Consider the following 18,002-nt stretch of genomic DNA (forward strand, 5'->3'; position numbering starts at 1 on the left):
ACAGTTACTTCAGCGTCACGTCGCTTCATTTGCCACAACGCTCTGATCGAATCCGGCCCGCTTTCACGTGGTTCGTAAGCCCCTGACGCGCTCACTCGCCCCCACAAAGAATCAAGTCCGTCTCGATTCCCAGACAACTTCAGCCATGCTTCCGTTGTCGACAGCGTCTTCGCCACCACCAAGTCGCCTCTCCGCACGAGACGCAACGTACGTATCCGCAGGAGGACCCGGGCTACAACGTCACACAATGCGATGAACGCTAAAACCTTGATCGGCAAGTACCCCCAATTCCAACCGAGTAGGAAGATTGCGGCTAAACAAATGGAGCCGATTAACAAGAGCCCTGAGAGGCCGGCATAGATGCCCTGTGATCGTTGATTTTTCATGAGTTAGTCCTACGGGTTATCCCGGTAGTAAGCCGGTGCCGCAGGCCCATCCTAGTTCTTCCGGCCTCAGCCCGTCTTCGTCCCTGATCGCGGCCTCGGAGCCTTCGGCGACTATTCCACCCACGCATCCTCCGGCCGCAAATGCGGCGGGAGCGCCGACCCCTCCCGTTCCAGCAAGAATCAACCCAGTAGTAATTGCGCCCACCGTCACCCCAAGAGCGGTGCTGATAAACCCTTCGAAATCGGTCGCGAGGCCAGTCGGGTCGCTGTAATTGATTGGATTGTTGCCTGAGTAGGCGTAGTGGGGGTCCTGTCCTGATGGGTCCAGTTGAGTGAAGCGTCCCATGGCTGGGTCGTAGTAGCGTGCCCCGAACTTGTACAGGCCCGTGACTGAGTCGAGCTGACCGCCGATGTAACGGAAGGGGTTGGTTTGAGCTGCGGTTCCGTTGATGGCGCGGGTGACGCCGTAGGGGTCGTAGCTGTATCCACCGATTTTTTGTCCGGATCCGTTGAGGAGAAGGACGACGGAGCCTTGCTCGTCAGCAACGTAGTAGGTCTTCGTGGTGCCTGCGGTGGAGCTGAGCAGGTTGCCTTGAGGGTCCCGGGTGTACTTGGTTGGTGTCCCGCTTGCCCGTATTTCGGAGAGCCCGAGGACGGTCCTAAATTCTTCAGTCCCGTTGGCGTGGGTGCGGTTGGTGTTGCCGGCGGCCCAGTATTTACCCGTGAGGGTGGTGGTTCCCTTGGTGGTGGTCAAGGTTTCCTGGCGGACCCCGTAGGTGTGGGACACCCCGGTTTGCGGGTTCTTGGTGAGATTGCCGGACGCGTCGTGAGCCCACCCTGTGGGGTTCTTGCTGGAGGCGATAACCTGGTTCGCGGCGTTGTAGGTGTACGTGGTGGTGCCAGCTGGTGACCCGGTGCTGCCACTGTATGTGACGCTGGTGCGGTTGCCGGCTTTGTCGTAGGCGTACGCCCATGACGCTGCGGTGGTGGTGCCTGTTTTTTCGGTTGCCGCGGTGAGCCGGTTCTTCGAGTCGTAGGTGTAGGTGGTGACAGCTCCGGCGGTGATTCCTTGCTCGACGTGGGAGGTCTTGGACTGCAGGAGTGTTCTGTCGAGCCCGTCGACGCCCTTGTAGTTATAGGACACGTCATAGAGGACAGCGGCTGCAGCGGTTTTCACGGTGATCCGGGTTGGTCGGTCAGAGGCGTCAAAGGCAGTGGTTTGCTTGGTGCCGCCTGGGAATGCTTTGACGTCGACGCGTCCTCGGCCGTCGTAGTTGTATGCGAGGCAGTCGGTGTTTGCGGCGATGGCTGTAGCGGTGGTGCAGGTAGCGGTGTCACTGGAGCTGCTACGGGTCTTCTGGTTGGCAGCATCGTAATCGAAGAAGGTATCCAGTTCGCTGTACGGGACGGAACCGGAGGACCGGATGTTCGTCTTCGTGAGGTTGCCGCGGGTATCAGAGACTGAGTCCATGATGAGAATCTCGCCGTTGTGCCCAATCGTCTGAGACAGCGGATCACCATGAATGTCATCCTTAATCCTCAACCCGTTGACAGAAGAACCTAGATCGTTCGGGTAGGCGCGGTCGAGGGCGTCATAGGCGGAGCTCATGCCGTCGTAGTCACGGTTGTGACTGATGTGATTTCCGGCTATGTCTCCGTTATACGTTGTGGCAAACACTCGGTCATCAGCAGTGTAGGACAATCTCCTCTCGGTACCCGCGGCGTCGATGGTGGTGACTGGTCGGCTCATCTTGTCGTAGGTGTACGTAGTCTTGCCCAACGGGGCCGGCGGTATGACGCTGGTCAAGTTCCCGTCTGCGTCGTAGGTGTAGGTCGTTGTTCTCCCGTTCTCATCGGTAGATGCACACACCATGCCAACGAAAGCACCACACACTGATCTATCTGCAATTTCGCGCTTGTAGGTGAAGTTCTTGGCATTGGTCTTCAGATCAGTCGTGCTCAGGAGGTTACCCGTCGCATCGTAGGAAACGCTGGTCTTGTTTCCCTGAGCGTCGGTCGAGCACTTGACCTGGAAAGGATCACCGGTCCCGTCCGAGGGACACGTCGAGGTTGCGGCGTAAGCTGCTGTTGCGGCGGCGCCGGTTGGAAGGCGCGCTGCGGATCGGTTGCCTAGGGCGTCGTACTCGTATTCGGTGACATCGCCTGCTGGCCCGCCAGCAGATGCACCACTGGTAATGGACTGAACGTCACTATTCGCCGTCCATGACTGAGATTTCGTCCGACCAAGCTGGTCTACCGCCGAAACCTGTCGGCCTTCAGCATCGAGATTGATTTTCGAAGCATTTCCGGCTGGGTCGGTAACCGTTGCCTGATTCGTACCATAGGCAAACCTCGTAGTTTTAGTCTTCGTCGACGCGGGAGTCGAACCTTCTGCAGTGACGACGTTCGATTGGGTGATGCTGGTAGCCCGGCCGCCCGTGTCGTAGGCGAATGTCGTCGTGTACAAACCGTTCCAAGTGTCCTGCGAAGTGTTCTGCAGCTCGATCCGCGCGAGACGTCCGGCGCTGTTGTATGCGTACACCATCTTGTTCGAGGGGTTCTCCGCACTGATCAGCCGGCCCTGGGTGTCCTTCGTATAAACGATGTCACGGGTATCGGGAAGATCGATGGTGGTGTTCCCGGCGGACTGGGTGATCGTGCTGACCCTGCCAGCGGCGTCGGTCATTGAGGCGACTGTGTTGCCCGCGTAGGAGTAGGTCATACCGACATTGTTGCGATCAGTATTGCGCAGCAGGATACCGCCAGCTGAGAAGGTCAGCTTCTCCCCGGACTGATTGTAGGTAACGAGCCAGTTCCCGTTTGTTTCCTTCTTCAGCTGGGCTTTGAGGCCCGCTGGGGCGACCCATGCACCTGCCGTGTTCTTTGTGAACGTCTGCGAGATGCCGGTCGCATCCCGGAAAGTTACCGTGTCAGTGGCTATCAACAACCCAATGTCCTGCCCGAACGATGCGCGCCATCTGCCGCCGAGGGATCCCTGAGATGGGTCCAGGCTGTTGTAGAACTCGGAATACTGGGCGGACACCCCTGCTGAGTTCGTGCTCAGCGTTGAGTTAGCAACGATCAGATTGCCGGTGGAGAGGTTGACCGCTGCGGTCGTCTCACCAAAGAGCTCTATCTGATGGAACGGATAATAGGGCAAAACTCCGAGCCGTTCAGTAGCAGGGGCCAGGGCCATCCGCTGAATGGAATCCGAGGAGACCCCTGGCTCCTCGTATGCGCCCTTCGGTTTCCCACCCTTCGGGTTTCTGTTCACCTCGGCGGGCACCACCCACTCCTCGACCTCGGCTGCCTCCGCGGCTTCTTGCTCCTCACCCCCGAGCTCACTGCTTAGACCCTCGTTGAGATTCTGTGTAGGTAAGACAGTGGACATGAAAGAACCCGATCCACCTGGGACCGGGTTAACGGACGATGTTTGCGCCGAAGCGGGCGCTGCTAGCCCGCCAATAAGAACCGCAAATGAAACTGACATAGGCATGACGGCGCGACAAATAAGAGACTTCAAATGTGTACTCCCCAGTACGAAAGCCCAGCGGGCTTAGTGATTCTTCAGTCTTACCCGACCCATCGCACAGCACAAGACTCCGTGAACAAATTTGTCCTTTCCGTGGATAAATGTTCTCCCGACCGGAGCGGGAGCAGTTCCGGGGTTCCGCGACAGGCTGCGAGGGTTTGTCTGTTGGCGCATCCTCTGCTGCCAGCCTTTAGACGTCGAAGCGGTGGGGGATGGTGCCGTTTCCCTCCCGATATGGAGTGAAGCCCATGGCCGAGTAGTAGGCGAGGGCGGGTGAGTTGTCGACCGCGATGGTCGCGTCGATGTGCTTCAGCCCGGCTGCCTTCGCTGCCGCCAGGGACTCGGCGAAGAGGAGGCGTCCTAGTCCACTTCGACCAGCACCAGGGTGAATGTGCGTACCGATGATCCCCCATCCCTCAGACACGTCATACGGGTTCCCGGGCCAGGCGCGCTTGAGTGACTGGAAACCGACGACATGTCCGTCCTGTTCAGCGACGGTGCACGCGACCCGGTACTCCATGTCGAGGTAACGCTCGCGAATCAGTCCGATGTCGACCGGGCTCGCCCGCAGGCCAGCGCGATGAATCGCGTTCTGCACCTCGGTCATATCCTCAGCGTCGGCAGGCCGCGCGGGCCGGATCTCGGTCATGTTTGCATCTCCAGAGGTAGGTCAGTATTCAAGTTCCTGAAACACGGTGACTTGAAGGCCTGCCGGTGCTTCTACCCGGGAGTTTAATGACTTCCACGGCGTGCGGGTCGGTTCAGCGACGAGTGTTGCGCCGGCGTCGACGAGGTCGGAGGTGACAGCAGCGGAGTCGTCGACCTCGAATGCGACCCTGATCCGCGCGCTACGTTGCCCGCCTGCTTCCACACGGTCAATCATCCTCACCTGGGCGGGATTGGCGATCTCAAGGGTTGCCCTACCGGCATCGAGGATCGTGACACGGGCATCACCTTCGCCTTCGAAGGCGGCCTGCTCGGTCAGCCCGAGAACGTCTCGGTAGAACTGCACTGCAGCTTCATAGTCTTCTGCTTCGACGACCAACCGTAGCTGTCGTACCGGGGGTCGGTTGTCTTCCGTGCGTGTCATGAATAGACCGTAGGCCTGGCACTGGTGATACGTGCAAGATGTTGCCTGCGGTGTCGGCCAGCGAAGACACACGGGTCAGCTCATCGCTATTCTGGATACACACTATCCAGAATCGTGTAGCGTGTTGGGCATGCAGTTGCCGAATGGTGTGGAGTGGACGGCTCACGCTCTGGTGGTCTTGGAACAGCTCGGATCAACTCGTCCAGTGTCCAGCGCCGTACTGGCAGCGATATACGAGCTGTCACCGTCCTACCTCAACAAGCACCTTCAAAAGCTCGCTTCCCATGGCTTGGTGGTCTCGACTCCGGGCCAAGCTGGGGGCTTCGCGTTGGCGCGCCCGGCGGCGCAGATTACCTTGGCCGACGTCGTCTACGCCCTCGACGGTCGCGGACCGATTTTCCGCTGCACCGAGATTAGGTGTCAGGGGTTGTTCAAGGAACGTTCGGCCGACTTCAAGGCCAGCGGTCCCTGCGGTATCGCAGTGGCCATGATGAATGCCGAGGACGCCTGGCGGTCTAGCCTGTCGCAGGTTTCGATCACTGACCTGGCCGGAGGAATCGACGTTCGAATTCGTCAGAAACTGCTCGAGTTCATTGACCACAAACACCCAGAAGGGGAGCAATAACTATGAAGATCGCTGTCATCGGAGCGACGGGAACTGCCGGTTCCCGCACCGTCGCCAAGCTCAAGAACCGGGGTATCAGCCCCGTTGAAGTCTCACGCTCTACCGGAGTGGACCTCCTTACCGGGGACGGACTGCGCGAGGCGCTGGAAGGAGTCGATGTGGCGATCGACGCCTCCAACGTTTTCCCGTCAGATGAAACCGTCGGCCTGCAGGAGGCGCTCACGTCGGCCACGCGTAACGTCGTCACAGCGTGTGCTTCACAGCATGTCGGGCACCTCGTCTTCTTATCGATAAGCGGAATCGAAAACCCCGCCTTCAATGACTTTCCCTACTACCTGGCGAAGCGCGACCAAGAGAAAATCGTGGCATCCAGTGATGTCCCATCGTCGATTGTGAAATCCACCCAGTGGCACGAGTTCGCCACCAACCCAGCGGCCGCGACCTTCGATGATGACCAGGTTCGGGTTGAGGACTGGCTCGTTCAACCCGTGGCCGTCGATGCGATCGCAGAGGTGCTGGTCGAGACGGCCCTGGGGCGCGCAGGTACGCAGACCAGAACGATTACCGGGCCCGAGGTGGTCCGACTGCCCGAGCTCACGACCAAACTTCTGAACCGGCTCGGCGATACACGGCCCGTCTGCGTCGCTGTTCCTGCGCTGCCGGCGCTGTCCGAAGGAGTTCTCTTGGCTCCCGACCATGCTGACGTCCTCGGCCCGGACATCGACGCCTGGCTCCACACGATCAATAGGTAAACCGGACGCTGGCGCCCAACATGTGTTGGGCGCCTCGAGGTCGGCACAACGAAGCGACGCGTGGAGCCGCACGGACCAAGCTTGTTTGTCCAGCAGGTACTCCTTCAACGCGCAGCTGGGCGAGGCGTCAAGACACCTTGCGCCAACACCCTTTCACCGGAGCTGGCGCAACAATGTCGCCAGCGCCCGCCACTCGCGGACGCAAGGATGTACACGTGGTGCTCGGATTACTAGACACGATCACCGGAGAGAGCTGAGGTCAGAGCCGTCACCTGGGCTGCTTCGTCGCCGCTTGACCCGGGTGAGGATGTCAGCAGTCGCCAGTCCTGCCAGCAGCACAGTGAGGCCCATCAGGGCGAGCATCGCATACAGGCCAGCCAGCATGCCGAGGCCGGAGTGCATGTCCCTCAAGAGCGCCAGACCGCCACATAACCCGACGACCCAGAAGACAGCAACGATGACCAGCACGATGGATGGTGCAAGGAATTCCCGGTAGTTCCGGGGTCGTTCCTTCACCTCAACTAATGCTGTCTGCTTCTTCCCGCCCATGCTTCTAAGTGACCACACATCACTTCCCCCGATGGGTCAGGTTGCCGTGTCGATCGGGCACGACTACGTCACAATTGAGGATCGGCGAATGGAGACTAGATGGCTGAGTTGCTGGTAGTCGCTTTGGGGCTCGGGCTGGCGGGTATTGATCCTGCGGGGGCCCTGATTGCTGCCGCAAGCCTGGCGGCAGGCGCCCGTGACCGGAATGTGGCGATCTACGGAGTAGTAGCGCTGGCCGGCACCGTCATCCTGGGAACAGCCCTTTCCATGCTGCTAGGGCCTCGCTTGGCAGAGATTGACTGGAGTGTGCTGATTCCTGCTGATCGCACGGCCGCGGTGATTGAAGCGGTGTTGGCCCTGCTGCTCATCGCCTGGGGAGTTGTTCGTATCTATCGACCCTCAACGAAAGCCCCCAAACCTAAGACCCGGCGTGCTGTAGGAGCTGCCTCCCTTTTGGGTGCGGGATCCCTGTTCGCCCTATCAGCGGCGCTCGATCCCACGTTCGTGTCCCTCGTGGTGATTGCCGGCCGGGAGGGCGATGTCTTCACTGTCTTCGCCGCGTATGGGATCTGGACACTCGTTAGCCAGGCGCCACTTGTGCTGATTCTGGCCATGATGGCGAGCGGTAAGCACGCCGCTGCTGTGGCATGGTTTCAGAAGTGGTGGTCCAAAGCAGCACCGTACGTCCGGCACATCGTCACAGCGGCGCTGCTCACCGTTGGTGCTTTCCTGCTGGCAGATGTGATCGCGTGGTGGATCACCGGGACGTTCCTCGTCTTTGACTGACCCCGAAGTCGTAGTTAGCCGAGCAGGAGGTTTCGGGTGTCCCGCGGCGGCCGACTCGTCACGTCACACGGGCACGACTACGTCACAATTCAGAACTCAATAAGCCTGCTTCAGGACACAAGCATGGTTCCTGCCGTGGGGTGAATGTATGTTGAGCGAAGGCGGACCCGGTTACCGTTCCTTGCTGTTCGCTTCTTTACCGTCTGACCGCACGGCGAGTTACCTATAGGGGATCCCGTCATGAACAGACACGTGCGCACCACGTATGTAGACGAAGTAGCGCTGGAGGACCTGGCTGGGTTTCTTGAGCAGACAGCGCAGCAATACCGGGATGCCTTCACTGCCTTTTATCAAGCAACGTCGCGGCGGGTCTATGCGCTGGCCCGGCGGATACTTGCGGATCCGGAGCTGGCCCAGGACGCCGCTCAGGACACCTACGTGATGGTTCGGCGGGAAGCCCACAAGTACAACCCGGCGGCCGGCAGCCCGATGGCGTGGTTGATGACCATCGCGCACCGCAGGGCGGTCGACAAAGTACGCAGCGAACAAACCCACACGAACCGGGAAGCCCGCTGGAGCACCGCCAACACAGGCATCGAGTACGACGTCGTCGCCGAAACCGTTGGCGAACGTCTGGAGGCACAGGAGATCACCCGGTGCCTGCGTTCCCTCTCGGCTTTGCAGCGCGAAGCGCTCAACCTCGCCTTCTACCGAGGCTTGACCTACAAAGATGTGGCCACGCACCTCTGCGTACCGTTACCGACCGTCAAATCACGGATCCGAGATGGGCTGAAGCAGCTACGGACCTGCATGGACATTGGTGAAGCGTGAATTACGACGACCAAACTGCTGATCACTCCATGCCGTCCCTAGTACTCTCCTACCCGTTGGCCTCTCCTGACCTGGAATTACGACGGGCTGAGATTGTGGATACAGTACTCGCCGCGCGGGAAGTCTGCGAAAGGGCCGACGCAATGGCGAGGCAGGAAGCCTACGTGGCCGAATGGGCGCGGCAGCAGCTACACGCTGCGATGGGCGCTCTGGAAGAACTGGACGACCGGCTGCACCGACAACGCTCAGCAGTTCTCCTTCACCCGAACGAAGGAGTCAAGGATGTCAGCTAGCAACAAGATCATCCACGATGGTCTATTTCCGGAGGATCTGGCCTTGTTGGAAGATGTCTCTCTGGAAGTCCTTCACAGCCGGGTACACCGGCAACTCGATGCTGAGTACCTGCGCGCGGACCCTCAATTGGAAACCGAGATCCAGTTGGAAGAAGTCGGGATGGAACTCGATCGCCGCGAAGAACCGGGTCAACCGGCTTGACCTTGCCCCTAGGGGCAAGGTCTACGGTCGGTCTATGGAGAAATTCTTGAGGTCGGGTGAAGTGTCGGCGAAGACAGGAGTGTCTTTGAAGGCGTTGCGTGGCTACGAAGATCACGGTCTGGTGGTGCCAGGCCGCGGGAGGAACGGGTATCGCCTGTATGGGCGGCACGAAGTGAATGTCGTCGCGCAGGTGCATCGGTTGAATGCTCTCGGTATACCGCTTCGAGATATGGGTCCTTTCGTGGATTGCCTAAACGCCGGCAGCGCTCATGCTGATGCGTGCCCGTCGACCCTCACGGAATACCGCCGGGCGATCGAGCGCATCGATGAGACCATCATGACCCTGGCGCAGCAGCGCATCGTGCTGGTAGATAATCTTTCGACGGCCAGCAAGCGGTTGCTAGGAGATATGGCGGCACTTGACGCCACCAATCCGAATCTGGCTCCGTTGCCTCACGATTTGATCGTCCCCGACGATGACGGTGCTACCGATCACTTGCCTGGGATGAGATTGCCTGCCATCGCTTTGTCCTCTACCGACGGGACCCGAGTCGATCTCAGTGCTATGGGGGAAGGGCGAGTGCTGATCTACGTGTTTCCGATGACGGGATCACCAGAACAAGACATGCCAGAAGGGTGGGAATCGATTCCCGGTGCCCGTGGGTGCAGCCCACACAATTGCGACATGCGAAACCATTTCTCTGATCTCGTACAGGCTGGTGTGCAGCGGGTTTTCGGGCTTTCCAGCCAGCCCAGCGCGTATCAGAACGCACTCGTCGAAGCACTGCGGTTGCCGTATCCGCTACTCACTGACGAGGAACTCGCTCTGGCAAGAAGTCCTGGCCTCCCTACCTTCATGGCGGGCGATCTCACGGTCTACCGCCGCCTGGCCCTCCTGATCCGGGATGGACGGATAGAGCACGTGTTCTACCCTATTTTTCCACCGGACAAGCATGCCCGCGTCGTTCTCGATTGGCTCGCCGCGAACCCGGTTGATAACGCCTCTTTTCTGCCGCATGTGATGGAGCGGTGAGAGCTCCTACTGATGGAGTCAAGTGCCGATCAACCGTTCGATCGGGCGCGCTGTCGGTTGACACATTCAGACAGTGTCGGTGGCGTAGATGTCGCGGTAGAGGCGCAGCGCACTCGTATGCAGCGGATCCGAGTCAATACCGTCGAAGCGGTTGACCGCGAGTTCGGCCGGCAGTTCGGTGCCATCGGTCATTGCGCGCACCAGTGCGGCAGCTGAGCCGGCGGCGTGGGTGACCCAGATTGCCTGAGCGACCCAAACGCCATCGAGCTCGGGGTGCTGGCCCAGGAAGGGCAAATTGTCAGGTGTCATTGCGAAGACCCCATTGATCCGTTGCGTCGGATTGAACCGGGCTTCCGGGCGCAACAGACGCTGCGCAGAGGTGACGACTAAGTCGAATTCCTCCGGCCAGGGCAGTCCGGCACCGTCAGCGAGTCCATATTGGGCGACGGGGGAGGGGACGTGGTCGTAGCTGCCAATGCCGAGTCGCTCGTGGTGCACGCGGGCGTAAACATGGTGCTCGGGCCACCGCACAAACGGCCCCGGCTGCCGTGCTGAGCTTTCACTGGAGTAGACGTATGGATGAGCGACGGGAAACAGCGGTAGTTCTCGGCCTGTCAGGGACGTCAGCGACGGGCCCCATACCCCGCCCGCGAGCACCACGTCGTCTGCGGTGAATACCTCGCCGGCAGCCGTAGTGACCGTAACGAGGTTTGCTGCGCGCTTGATACCGGTGACGTGCTGGCCGGCCAGGAACCGTGCACCAGCCTTGGTGGCCTCACTGCGTAGCGCGCCGGAGAGAGCCTGGACATCCGCTGCTCCGTCGTCGGAAAAGTATGCAGCGAGCACAATCTGTGAGGTGTCCACGAACTGCGACACCGCTTCGGGCAGCTCGAACGGTCCGAGGAGGTGGGAGGCGAGTCCCACCGAACGCGCCGCATCGGATCGCCGGACCACTTCGGCGGCGCCCTGGTCGGAGGTTGCGAGCTCCAGGCCGCCGACCTGGGCGAATCCAGTCTTCCTGATGGCGTAAATCGCGGCCGACTCACGTGCCAATTCAGTCAGGATCGGCACGTCGTTGTAGAGGCCTACGAATCCTGGTGCCAAAGCGGTCGAGCCCCGCGGCTCGCCCGTATCTCGATCAAGCACCGTGACGCTCACACCTTTGCGGGCAAGTTCGCGCGCTACCGAGATGCCTACGATCCCTGCCCCAATGACAACAACTTCCCTAGCCACGGTTCTTGATCTCCCTCAACTCGGTTCAATTTGGCTCGACGCTATCAGTCTCTCAACGGGACAGTTACGGAATAAGGCGTGATCCCTGCTCCAGAGAGAAATAGAAGCTGCCCTGACGATTCGCCTGAATATCAGCCTTTGAACTTGAAGCTCATACGCCCTCGGTTATATCGGTCGATTTCCGCGCGGGCAGCCAAACGTTCCGCGACCGTCCCGGATGACCGTCCGTCACAGAGCAGACGCACCGGTACGTTCGAGCCAATCCTTCACTAGCGCTGCAGTGAGATCCGGGCGTTCGAGATGAGCATTATGGCCAGCGGCGTCCAACACCGCATAGGTTCCCCGGACGTAATGGTCGCGGAGTTTCCAGCCGTCCTCGTAACCGGTGACATGATCTTGGCGGCCGAAAAGGTGCAGCGAGGGCGCTTTGAAAGGAGCAGGGTGTGCGATCTCCGGTTCGGCTGAGAGCGCATACTCCGTTGCCACCCGTTCAAGAATGGCCTGGTTCGCGCCGCGGAGGCCAGGAAGTGCATACCGGGTGAATGCTTCGAACGTGGCCTCGCTCTGGACGACGGCCATCTCTTCGTAGTCATTTCTAGCCTCACCAGCCAAAGCCAGAACGGAGGCGTCCACTTGAACGGTTTGCCGGCGGGGGAGGATGCGCGCCTGGTGGATAGGTTCGTACACGCCCGCGAGAGTAGCCAAACCAAGGACCTGATCTCGAAGCTCGTGAGCGATGTACCGGGCAATCATGCCTCCGAAGGAGTTGCCGATCACCGCGAAGGGTCGGTCCCCAAGGCACTCATGGATGTCGTCAAGAGCCCCTTGGGCAACGTGGTTCGCGCTGGTGGCGTGGAGGTCAGCATTTGCCTCGGCCCAGGGTAAGTCGATATAGATGCGCTGCCAACCGCACCCATCGATGGCGTCCTCCAATGGCAGCATGATCCGATGATCTACGCCGAACCGTGGATAACGACTAGCGGGGCACCTTCTCCCAAGATTTGAGCAATCACGACCAGAGCCTACAGGCCGTCACCGCCGGTAGGACCACAACAGCCAGTATCATCAACCCCCAACCGGCCCAAGACACTCAGTCGACGAATCGCCGGCCGAGTACTTTCACGTCGAAGTCTCCTACCCCAGAGTTTCGTAGGAGCTGATTGCATCCTGTCTGTCGATTCGCGCCATGAGCTGGATCTTGGATAAATGCCGCTCGCGTACCCATTGTTCGTAGGCTTGCATGATTTCTCTGGCATGCTCCAAGCACTGATGCTCCGGCGCGACGGCTACGAAGTAGATCCATCCTGAGCGGATCATCTTGTGAGGCGGGGACTGTCGCTACTTTTTAGATCGTTTCGAGGAACACGCCGCCGAGTTCTTCGATGCGCTTCTCGTTGCGCTTGTAGGGCGTCCACGGACCAATGCGTCGACTAGTAACAAGACCGGCTCGTTGCAGGATGGCCATGAACTGTGATGCGGTGGACTGAGACACACCCGCTCGAGCCTGGATGTGTTTCAGGCACACCCCGACCTCTTCGGCGGGTTGCTCCTGCGGGGGAAAGGATGCTGGATCCTTCAACCACCACATGATGCACAGGGGTTGTTGGTGCACGCGGAGTTATTGGCGGGAACCTGGTCAGTCACCTTGAGCAGTTGGGTCAATCAACGAATCATTCCCTGACGCCAAACGGGGATTCGAGCGGATGGCCTCGGTCAGGAGCTGGAACATGAGGTGGTCCTGCCATGCACCTGCGATCTTCAAATAACGAGGTGCAAGCCCATACTGCGTGAACCCTGCTTTCCTGAGGACGCGCTGGGAGGCGACGTTGTTGGTGAGTGTCTCAGCCTGCACTCGATGGAGCTCCAACTGGTTGAAAGCGAACTCCAGCGCTGTTTGCACGGCGGCGGTGGCCAGGCCCTTTCCCGTCTTGTCTTCCGCGAGCCAGTACCCCAAGCTGCAAGACTGGAAAGGTCCTCGGACGATGCCGTTAAGTGAGAGTCGACCTGCAACCTCGCCGTCACCGCCTAGTACCACCCACGGCATTGTTTCGCCGCGCTCATGGCGAGCGAGTGCGGCTTGGATGTCGTGACGCTGCCCGGCGGTAGTGAAGTAATCCTCGGGTCGGACGGGCTCCCAGGGTGCCAGGAAGTTCCGGTTCTGGAGTTGTAATTCCGCAAGCGCTTCATCATCAGAAGGCGTGATGAGTCGAAGTGGAGAAGTCATGAGGTCCACCTTCTCAGATCAAATCGCAGTCCTGGTCATCTACTGGTCGCACTGGTTGTGAACCGTTCTCACGCACGAAAAGCTGCCACTGGTAGTTGAGGATTGCGCTTCATCACCACCCGGTTTGGCGGTCGCCGGGGCACACTGCTCTAGCATGGGAGCAATCGGAAACCGGTTGCGACAGATGGGGTGGGGATTGTGGTGACCGAATGGGATCTGCAGCTGGTCGTGCCTTTGTGGCAGGGCAGCGGTGAACCAGATATTGCAGAAGGCGCGGCTCGTCTGGCCGAGATTGTCACTTCATCTGCCATGCGGCATGTTGTGAAACCTGACTTAGGAACTGGCGACGTGCGCCCGCGCAGCGGGAACGACTCGTCGATCGATAATCTCGATGCTGTGGAGGGGTATCTGGTTGCTGCGTCGGACCTTTTGCAGGATCTTGGTCCGCGCAGCCTGTTGACCTTGGGCGGGGACTGCACCGTGGATGTGGCTTCAGTGTCTTACCTAGTCTCGGTTCATCCGGACCTGCATGTCGCGTGGATCGACGCCCATGCTGATTTGAACACACCGGATTCAAGTCCGAGCGGACACGCGCACGGAATGCCCTTACGCACGCTGTTTGGTGAGGGTCATCCGCGGCTTGTGCCGTCCACCTCCGTGCCTCCTCAGCGATTCGCGCTCTTGGGCACCCGTTCCATGGATCCACCCGAGCGTGCGTTCATCTCCACACACGAGTTGCCGCTGCTAACCCCGGCCCACTTGAAGCACGAACCGCATCTGCTGGAACAACTGATCGACCAGAGGTTACCGAACGATGCCACACTCTACATACATCTGGACCTGGACGTTTTAGACCCACAGATATGGCCGGCAGTAGCCGTCCCCGAACCCGATGGACTGGACATCGCGACCTTGGTCAAGGTGATTAGAATGCTTCGGAGCCGGGCCGACCTCGTTGGCGTCAGCATCACCGAATACACGCCCGGCGTGGACCATGACGTATCGTCACTTCGTCCCGTGCTCGAGGCTTTGGACATCCCTGTTAACGGCCGCCGAGACGAAGAAGCCGGGCTGGGGTGAAAGGGCGACAGATGAATGTTCTGGAAAAGGAGTACCAGCCGGATCCTGATGTGCGAGTGTGTTTTGTTGGCGACTCGTTGGTGGCCGGGGTCGGCGATCCGCAACACCTGGGCTGGGCAGGACGTTTGGCAGCGCAAGCCCATCTGCAAGGTCAGGCGCTAACCTCCTACAACCTCGGCATACGACGAAATACCAGCGCAGACATCCTCCACCGTTTCCAGGCCGAGTGCACGCCCCGATTGCCTTCCGGAAGCCACGCGGGAGTCGTATTGTCCTTTGGGGTCAACGACACCATGATCGAATCCAGGGTATCCCGTGTTGCAACCGATGCCTCGGTCTCCCATCTGCGCACCATTCTGCGGCAGGTCAATGCGGCGGGATGGCACGTCATGGTGGCCGGGCCGCCGGCCGTTGCTGACGAAGAGCACAATGAGCGCATCGTTGCCCTCGATGCCTCCATGGCGGCTGAATGCGAGCGTAATGGTGTGCCGTACGTCAGTGTGGTGCGGCAGCTGAGAAACCATGAGGACTGGCGGCGCGAGGTCCGTGAGGGCGACGGAGCGCATCCCGGAGCCCTAGGATACGAAGCACTGGCCGCGCTGCTGCGCCCTGTGTGGGATGACTGGCTAGCTGAGCTGTCGGCCCCACAAGAACCGCAACGGTTGCTCGTACCAGAACCGTTGGCGGCCTCAACCGGTCAATACACCGCCAGACGGCCTCACTACTGAGCTGTGCGCTTCCGCAAGATGACAGAATGCCTCTTGGGGGATGAGTTGATCGGATTGTGAGATTCTCATCCGGAAGCCGTGTTGGCGGGCGCGGTCATCTTGTCTTAGGCGCCGTTGTCCATGCGCCGTTGGTGTCGGGCGACCCGTGCCCTGTTGCCGCATGTCTTGCTGCACCAGCACCGTCGCTCCGTGGTGGGGATGAAGTACATCATGCATCCGGGGGCCTCGCAGGCACGAACGCCGGCGGCTCTTTCCGCGAGCAACGAGATCGCGTCCTCCGCAATCAACACGCTTGCGCGCGTCCCGAACTCAGCTTCAGACCACTCATATCGGATCGTCAGGTCGGATGTCAGCACTACGTGCCGATGGGTCAGCGCCATGTTATCCGACAAGGTCTTTAGGTCATCCGGATCGATCAGGTGATCCTTCACCACAGCCTCCAGCAAACGCCTGATCGCCGCCCGGAGCTCACGAACGCGGTTCAGGTCCTCATCGACGAGCTTCCCCGGCTGACCGGCTGATGCCAGCTGATCCGCACGCTGCGCGCACCAGTCTTGTAACAACTCCGGGGAACCAACCGAGTCCACCAGTTGACCGCGGGTTCCTCCTTCGATGTAGGTGCTGTTCACCAGGTCCAGTGCCAGCCGTTGTCCGGTGACTAGCTGCTGCTGTTGGATCATGCATCCATCTTTCCACCTTACCGACCAATCTGCTAACGTTCCAACTAGCCTGAACCATTAGGCAAGTACAGGAGAACAATTATGACCGCCAGCAGTTCTGTCGCATCGGCCACCGTTTCCCCCACACCCCGTTCACGCTGGGCCACCCAGGCCCCAGCAAGGCTTCCTGCGAGAACTCTCCTCCTTGCGACTCTTACGAGCGTTGCAGCGCTGGTGTTTCTTCTGCTGCTGGGCACAATTTCCGGTCACATGCTGCTCATCCCCCCGATGGCCGCATCGATGGCCCTCGTAGCAGGCGCCCCGCAGTTACCCCTCTCCCAGCCCCGGAACGTGATTGGGGGCCAGATCGTGTCCGCCCTGGTCGGCGTCGGCATAGGGCTCATTTCTCACTCAATCTGGGCAGCCGCAATCGCCGGCGGCCTGGCTCTAGGAGCGATGCTGCTGCTGCGGATGCCCCATTCACCGGCAGCCGCGACCGCAGTAATCGGCACCATGGCCACGACAGGACAGGTGTCCTTCGTAATCTGCGCTGGCATCGCGGCGTGCATCCTCGTCGGCATCGGGATCCTCCAATCCCTGCTGCGCGGAAGCAACTACCCCACCTACTGGCTCTGAGTTTCCGGCCGATGGCACGTCCGCGCGACGCTCGTTCGTGCACACGGCTGATGGGAAGATGAAGATTCGCCAGCACGTGGAAAGCAGGAATTCAATGGCTTCGGCTGTAACTCTTATCCGTTCCGACTCCCTTTCTGACGTGGCGCAGTATGCGTACGCAGCCACTGCACCAGCTGACGCCAGACTTATTTTCCTCGCTGGTTCATGTCCCCTTGACGAGTTCGGAGTGACGGTCGGTAAGGGAAACTACGCAGAGCAGGCAGCGCAGTGCCTAGAAAACATGCGGACTGCTCTTCGCGAAGCTGGGGCGACTATAGAGGACGTGATTAGTACCCGTGTGCTCATGGCGTCATCGGACCGATTTGACCTCGTCAGTACGTGGGACGTGGTGCGCCAAGCCTTCGGTGGACATGATGCGCCGAGCACCTTATTCGGTGTAACGGTTCTTGGTTATGAGGACCAACTCGTAGAGATCGAAGCTATAGCTGCTGTCCGCGATTGATGCCTGCAACCTCTGCGCCGCCGCCGCGCTGAACGAGTGCAATCCTCATCAACGGTTGACGATTCCTGTTGGGCGCCTACGGCCGGCCATTCCCCTGACCTTCTTAGACGCTGCCGTTTGACTGACCGCGCTCAGCTTCGACGTAATACGACCGCATGCCGTGCTTCACCCCGAAGCGGATAACGACGTACAGCACCAGCCCTCCGAACAGGACCGGAATGAGCGCCAGAAGCGGCGCAACGTAACCGACTACCTCCATTGATTCCCCCAAATATCGTGATGTGACCTCAGCATATCCGGGCGCCAAACCTAGTAGTCTTGGCCGCCCTCGTTGCGGCGTGCGTCCTTCTCGAGCACCTTTTCGATGTCCAGGAACTGCTGCCTGAAATTTCCTACCTTGTCGTCAGCCAGATTCTCGGGTGCGTAGGCGGCGGTGTCCAGCAACGAGATGAAAGGTTGGAGCTGGAATTCTCTGCCCTCCTTGCTGGCCCTCGACTCGGCCAACCCGTCGACGATCACCTTGCGGACCTTACTGATGAAGGCGGTGCGCTCAACCAGGCCAAACTTTTCGAGGTCTTCGGCGGTCGCTTCGAACTCCTCACCGTTGTCGAGACGGACGAACAGCTTGGCTGGGATCTGGCGCTCGTATTCGGCGGTGGGAACAGTCATGGGCCTCATGTGTGCGGCGTGGTGAAAAGATCAGCACAAATCCCGTTGTGGCGTATGAATCGTCTCGCATTCACAATGTCATTAGGTGCTGCCTGGACGCTCGCAGCGCCTTCCCAAAGGCGGGGCCCGGCCTCCCCTCCGCGGCCCCGCCGCTCCACTTCAGTTGTGTCTGCCTCGACCCACCGGCGGCTG

The 18,002-nt window shown here is 59.9% G+C and carries 23 protein-coding genes; 11 read left to right on the forward strand and 12 right to left on the reverse strand.

Annotated features, from left to right (window positions below):
- Window positions 1–402: 402 nt before the first annotated feature.
- The 3 genes from ACWA1U_RS12135 to ACWA1U_RS12145 all read right to left on the reverse strand — a co-directional run bounded on the left by ACWA1U_RS12135 (window position 403) and on the right by ACWA1U_RS12145 (window position 5,008).
- On the reverse strand, window positions 403–3,777 hold the full coding sequence (locus tag ACWA1U_RS12135; protein ID WP_463722436.1) for an RHS repeat-associated core domain-containing protein: 3,375 nt from the start codon (window positions 3,775–3,777) through the stop codon (window positions 403–405).
- 331 nt (window positions 3,778–4,108) lie between these two features.
- Window positions 4,109–4,567: an N-acetyltransferase family protein gene (locus tag ACWA1U_RS12140; RefSeq protein ID WP_463722437.1), complete on the reverse strand. Its 459-nt coding sequence runs from the start codon at window positions 4,565–4,567 to the stop codon at window positions 4,109–4,111.
- A gap of 21 nt (window positions 4,568–4,588) precedes the next feature.
- Complete coding sequence (locus ACWA1U_RS12145; protein ID WP_463722438.1) at window positions 4,589–5,008, reverse strand: VOC family protein; 420 nt, start codon at window positions 5,006–5,008, stop codon at window positions 4,589–4,591.
- Between the two features lie 130 nt (window positions 5,009–5,138).
- Between ACWA1U_RS12145 and ACWA1U_RS12150 the strand changes: the two genes are divergently transcribed.
- Together ACWA1U_RS12150 and ACWA1U_RS12155 are read left to right on the forward strand one after the other, a co-directional pair.
- Window positions 5,139–5,633 carry an RrF2 family transcriptional regulator gene (locus tag ACWA1U_RS12150; RefSeq protein ID WP_463722439.1) on the forward strand — a complete coding sequence of 165 codons (495 nt, stop codon included), beginning with the start codon at window positions 5,139–5,141 and terminating at the stop codon, window positions 5,631–5,633.
- Window positions 5,634–5,635: 2 nt separating this feature from the next.
- The gene (locus ACWA1U_RS12155) at window positions 5,636–6,385 is read left to right on the forward strand and encodes an SDR family oxidoreductase (RefSeq protein ID WP_463722440.1); all 750 of its coding nucleotides are present in this window, start codon (window positions 5,636–5,638) and stop codon (window positions 6,383–6,385) included.
- A 240-nt stretch (window positions 6,386–6,625) separates the two neighbouring features.
- Here ACWA1U_RS12155 and ACWA1U_RS12160 read toward each other — a convergent pair whose 3' ends face one another.
- Window positions 6,626–6,901, reverse strand: coding sequence for a hypothetical protein (locus tag ACWA1U_RS12160; protein WP_463722441.1), 276 nt, complete (start codon window positions 6,899–6,901; stop codon window positions 6,626–6,628).
- A gap of 132 nt (window positions 6,902–7,033) precedes the next feature.
- On the opposite strand from ACWA1U_RS12160, the gene ACWA1U_RS12165 reads away from it, so the two are divergent.
- The 5 genes from ACWA1U_RS12165 (at window position 7,034) to ACWA1U_RS12185 (ending at window position 10,079) form a co-directional block, all read left to right on the forward strand.
- Window positions 7,034–7,720: a hypothetical protein gene (locus tag ACWA1U_RS12165; RefSeq protein WP_463722442.1), complete on the forward strand. Its 687-nt coding sequence runs from the start codon at window positions 7,034–7,036 to the stop codon at window positions 7,718–7,720.
- A gap of 240 nt (window positions 7,721–7,960) precedes the next feature.
- Entirely contained in the window at window positions 7,961–8,551 is a 591-nt protein-coding gene (locus tag ACWA1U_RS12170; RefSeq protein WP_463722443.1) for a sigma-70 family RNA polymerase sigma factor, read from the forward strand.
- Between the two features lie 29 nt (window positions 8,552–8,580).
- Window positions 8,581–8,844: a hypothetical protein gene (locus ACWA1U_RS12175; RefSeq protein ID WP_463722444.1), complete on the forward strand. Its 264-nt coding sequence runs from the start codon at window positions 8,581–8,583 to the stop codon at window positions 8,842–8,844.
- The gene (locus ACWA1U_RS12180) at window positions 8,834–9,046 is read left to right on the forward strand and encodes a hypothetical protein (RefSeq protein WP_463722445.1); all 213 of its coding nucleotides are present in this window, start codon (window positions 8,834–8,836) and stop codon (window positions 9,044–9,046) included. The genes ACWA1U_RS12175 and ACWA1U_RS12180 overlap by 11 nt, the downstream gene beginning before the upstream one ends.
- Window positions 9,047–9,080: 34 nt before the next feature.
- Window positions 9,081–10,079, forward strand: a complete 999-nt coding sequence (locus tag ACWA1U_RS12185) for a redoxin family protein (RefSeq protein ID WP_463722446.1) — start codon at window positions 9,081–9,083, stop codon at window positions 10,077–10,079.
- A 66-nt stretch (window positions 10,080–10,145) separates the two neighbouring features.
- Here the strand turns inward: ACWA1U_RS12185 and ACWA1U_RS12190 are convergent, their stop codons facing one another.
- The 5 genes from ACWA1U_RS12190 to ACWA1U_RS12210 all read right to left on the reverse strand — a co-directional run bounded on the left by ACWA1U_RS12190 (window position 10,146) and on the right by ACWA1U_RS12210 (window position 13,536).
- Window positions 10,146–11,312, reverse strand: a complete 1,167-nt coding sequence (locus ACWA1U_RS12190) for an NAD(P)/FAD-dependent oxidoreductase (RefSeq protein WP_463722447.1) — start codon at window positions 11,310–11,312, stop codon at window positions 10,146–10,148.
- 228 nt (window positions 11,313–11,540) lie between these two features.
- On the reverse strand, window positions 11,541–12,254 hold the full coding sequence (locus ACWA1U_RS12195; RefSeq protein ID WP_463722448.1) for an alpha/beta fold hydrolase: 714 nt from the start codon (window positions 12,252–12,254) through the stop codon (window positions 11,541–11,543).
- Window positions 12,255–12,446: 192 nt separating this feature from the next.
- Complete coding sequence (locus ACWA1U_RS12200) at window positions 12,447–12,629, reverse strand: GNAT family N-acetyltransferase (protein ID WP_463722449.1); 183 nt, start codon at window positions 12,627–12,629, stop codon at window positions 12,447–12,449.
- A gap of 28 nt (window positions 12,630–12,657) precedes the next feature.
- Window positions 12,658–12,924 (reverse strand): ArsR/SmtB family transcription factor, encoded by a 267-nt coding sequence (locus ACWA1U_RS12205; protein ID WP_463722450.1) that lies wholly within the window; start codon window positions 12,922–12,924, stop codon window positions 12,658–12,660.
- A 24-nt stretch (window positions 12,925–12,948) separates the two neighbouring features.
- A complete protein-coding gene (locus ACWA1U_RS12210) occupies window positions 12,949–13,536 on the reverse strand; it encodes a GNAT family N-acetyltransferase (protein ID WP_463722451.1) in 588 nt (195 codons plus the stop codon).
- 348 nt (window positions 13,537–13,884) lie between these two features.
- On the opposite strand from ACWA1U_RS12210, the gene ACWA1U_RS12215 reads away from it, so the two are divergent.
- On the forward strand, window positions 13,885–14,616 hold the full coding sequence (locus ACWA1U_RS12215) for an arginase family protein (protein WP_463722452.1): 732 nt from the start codon (window positions 13,885–13,887) through the stop codon (window positions 14,614–14,616).
- Between the two features lie 11 nt (window positions 14,617–14,627).
- The gene (locus ACWA1U_RS12220; RefSeq protein ID WP_463722453.1) at window positions 14,628–15,344 is read left to right on the forward strand and encodes a DUF459 domain-containing protein; all 717 of its coding nucleotides are present in this window, start codon (window positions 14,628–14,630) and stop codon (window positions 15,342–15,344) included.
- A gap of 104 nt (window positions 15,345–15,448) precedes the next feature.
- On the opposite strand, the gene ACWA1U_RS12225 is transcribed toward ACWA1U_RS12220, so the two are convergent.
- Window positions 15,449–16,024: a CGNR zinc finger domain-containing protein gene (locus ACWA1U_RS12225; protein ID WP_463722454.1), complete on the reverse strand. Its 576-nt coding sequence runs from the start codon at window positions 16,022–16,024 to the stop codon at window positions 15,449–15,451.
- Between the two features lie 81 nt (window positions 16,025–16,105).
- Between ACWA1U_RS12225 and ACWA1U_RS12230 the strand changes: the two genes are divergently transcribed.
- Window positions 16,106–16,639 (forward strand): HPP family protein, encoded by a 534-nt coding sequence (locus tag ACWA1U_RS12230; RefSeq protein ID WP_463722455.1) that lies wholly within the window; start codon window positions 16,106–16,108, stop codon window positions 16,637–16,639.
- 94 nt (window positions 16,640–16,733) lie between these two features.
- Window positions 16,734–17,141: a RidA family protein gene (locus ACWA1U_RS12235; protein WP_463722456.1), complete on the forward strand. Its 408-nt coding sequence runs from the start codon at window positions 16,734–16,736 to the stop codon at window positions 17,139–17,141.
- Window positions 17,142–17,244: 103 nt separating this feature from the next.
- Here ACWA1U_RS12235 and ACWA1U_RS12240 read toward each other — a convergent pair whose 3' ends face one another.
- Both ACWA1U_RS12240 and ACWA1U_RS12245 read right to left on the reverse strand, forming a co-directional pair.
- Complete coding sequence (locus ACWA1U_RS12240; RefSeq protein ID WP_463722457.1) at window positions 17,245–17,400, reverse strand: hypothetical protein; 156 nt, start codon at window positions 17,398–17,400, stop codon at window positions 17,245–17,247.
- 50 nt (window positions 17,401–17,450) lie between these two features.
- Window positions 17,451–17,810 (reverse strand): hypothetical protein, encoded by a 360-nt coding sequence (locus ACWA1U_RS12245; RefSeq protein WP_463722458.1) that lies wholly within the window; start codon window positions 17,808–17,810, stop codon window positions 17,451–17,453.
- Window positions 17,811–18,002: the final 192 nt, after the last annotated feature.

The sequence above is a fragment of the Arthrobacter sp. TRD_SC_6 genome, assembly GCF_055361185.1.

What these genes read in the sequence shown, in the direction of transcription:
- ACWA1U_RS12135 (WP_463722436.1), bottom strand. Translation starts at nt 3,777, where the DNA reads ATGTCCACTGTCTTACCTACACAGAATCTCAACGAGGGTCTAAGCAGT.
- ACWA1U_RS12140 (WP_463722437.1), bottom strand. Translation starts at nt 4,567, where the DNA reads ATGACCGAGATCCGGCCCGCGCGGCCTGCCGACGCTGAGGATATGACC.
- ACWA1U_RS12145 (WP_463722438.1), bottom strand. Translation starts at nt 5,008, where the DNA reads ATGACACGCACGGAAGACAACCGACCCCCGGTACGACAGCTACGGTTG.
- ACWA1U_RS12150 (WP_463722439.1), top strand. Translation starts at nt 5,139, where the DNA reads ATGCAGTTGCCGAATGGTGTGGAGTGGACGGCTCACGCTCTGGTGGTC.
- ACWA1U_RS12155 (WP_463722440.1), top strand. Translation starts at nt 5,636, where the DNA reads ATGAAGATCGCTGTCATCGGAGCGACGGGAACTGCCGGTTCCCGCACC.
- ACWA1U_RS12165 (WP_463722442.1), top strand. Translation starts at nt 7,034, where the DNA reads ATGGCTGAGTTGCTGGTAGTCGCTTTGGGGCTCGGGCTGGCGGGTATT.
- ACWA1U_RS12170 (WP_463722443.1), top strand. Translation starts at nt 7,961, where the DNA reads ATGAACAGACACGTGCGCACCACGTATGTAGACGAAGTAGCGCTGGAG.
- ACWA1U_RS12175 (WP_463722444.1), top strand. Translation starts at nt 8,581, where the DNA reads ATGCCGTCCCTAGTACTCTCCTACCCGTTGGCCTCTCCTGACCTGGAA.
- ACWA1U_RS12180 (WP_463722445.1), top strand. Translation starts at nt 8,834, where the DNA reads ATGTCAGCTAGCAACAAGATCATCCACGATGGTCTATTTCCGGAGGAT.
- ACWA1U_RS12185 (WP_463722446.1), top strand. Translation starts at nt 9,081, where the DNA reads ATGGAGAAATTCTTGAGGTCGGGTGAAGTGTCGGCGAAGACAGGAGTG.
- ACWA1U_RS12195 (WP_463722448.1), bottom strand. Translation starts at nt 12,254, where the DNA reads ATGCTGCCATTGGAGGACGCCATCGATGGGTGCGGTTGGCAGCGCATC.
- ACWA1U_RS12200 (WP_463722449.1), bottom strand. Translation starts at nt 12,629, where the DNA reads ATGATCCGCTCAGGATGGATCTACTTCGTAGCCGTCGCGCCGGAGCAT.
- ACWA1U_RS12210 (WP_463722451.1), bottom strand. Translation starts at nt 13,536, where the DNA reads ATGACTTCTCCACTTCGACTCATCACGCCTTCTGATGATGAAGCGCTT.
- ACWA1U_RS12220 (WP_463722453.1), top strand. Translation starts at nt 14,628, where the DNA reads ATGAATGTTCTGGAAAAGGAGTACCAGCCGGATCCTGATGTGCGAGTG.
- ACWA1U_RS12225 (WP_463722454.1), bottom strand. Translation starts at nt 16,024, where the DNA reads ATGATCCAACAGCAGCAGCTAGTCACCGGACAACGGCTGGCACTGGAC.
- ACWA1U_RS12230 (WP_463722455.1), top strand. Translation starts at nt 16,106, where the DNA reads ATGACCGCCAGCAGTTCTGTCGCATCGGCCACCGTTTCCCCCACACCC.
- ACWA1U_RS12235 (WP_463722456.1), top strand. Translation starts at nt 16,734, where the DNA reads ATGGCTTCGGCTGTAACTCTTATCCGTTCCGACTCCCTTTCTGACGTG.
- ACWA1U_RS12240 (WP_463722457.1), bottom strand. Translation starts at nt 17,400, where the DNA reads ATGGAGGTAGTCGGTTACGTTGCGCCGCTTCTGGCGCTCATTCCGGTC.
- ACWA1U_RS12245 (WP_463722458.1), bottom strand. Translation starts at nt 17,810, where the DNA reads ATGACTGTTCCCACCGCCGAATACGAGCGCCAGATCCCAGCCAAGCTG.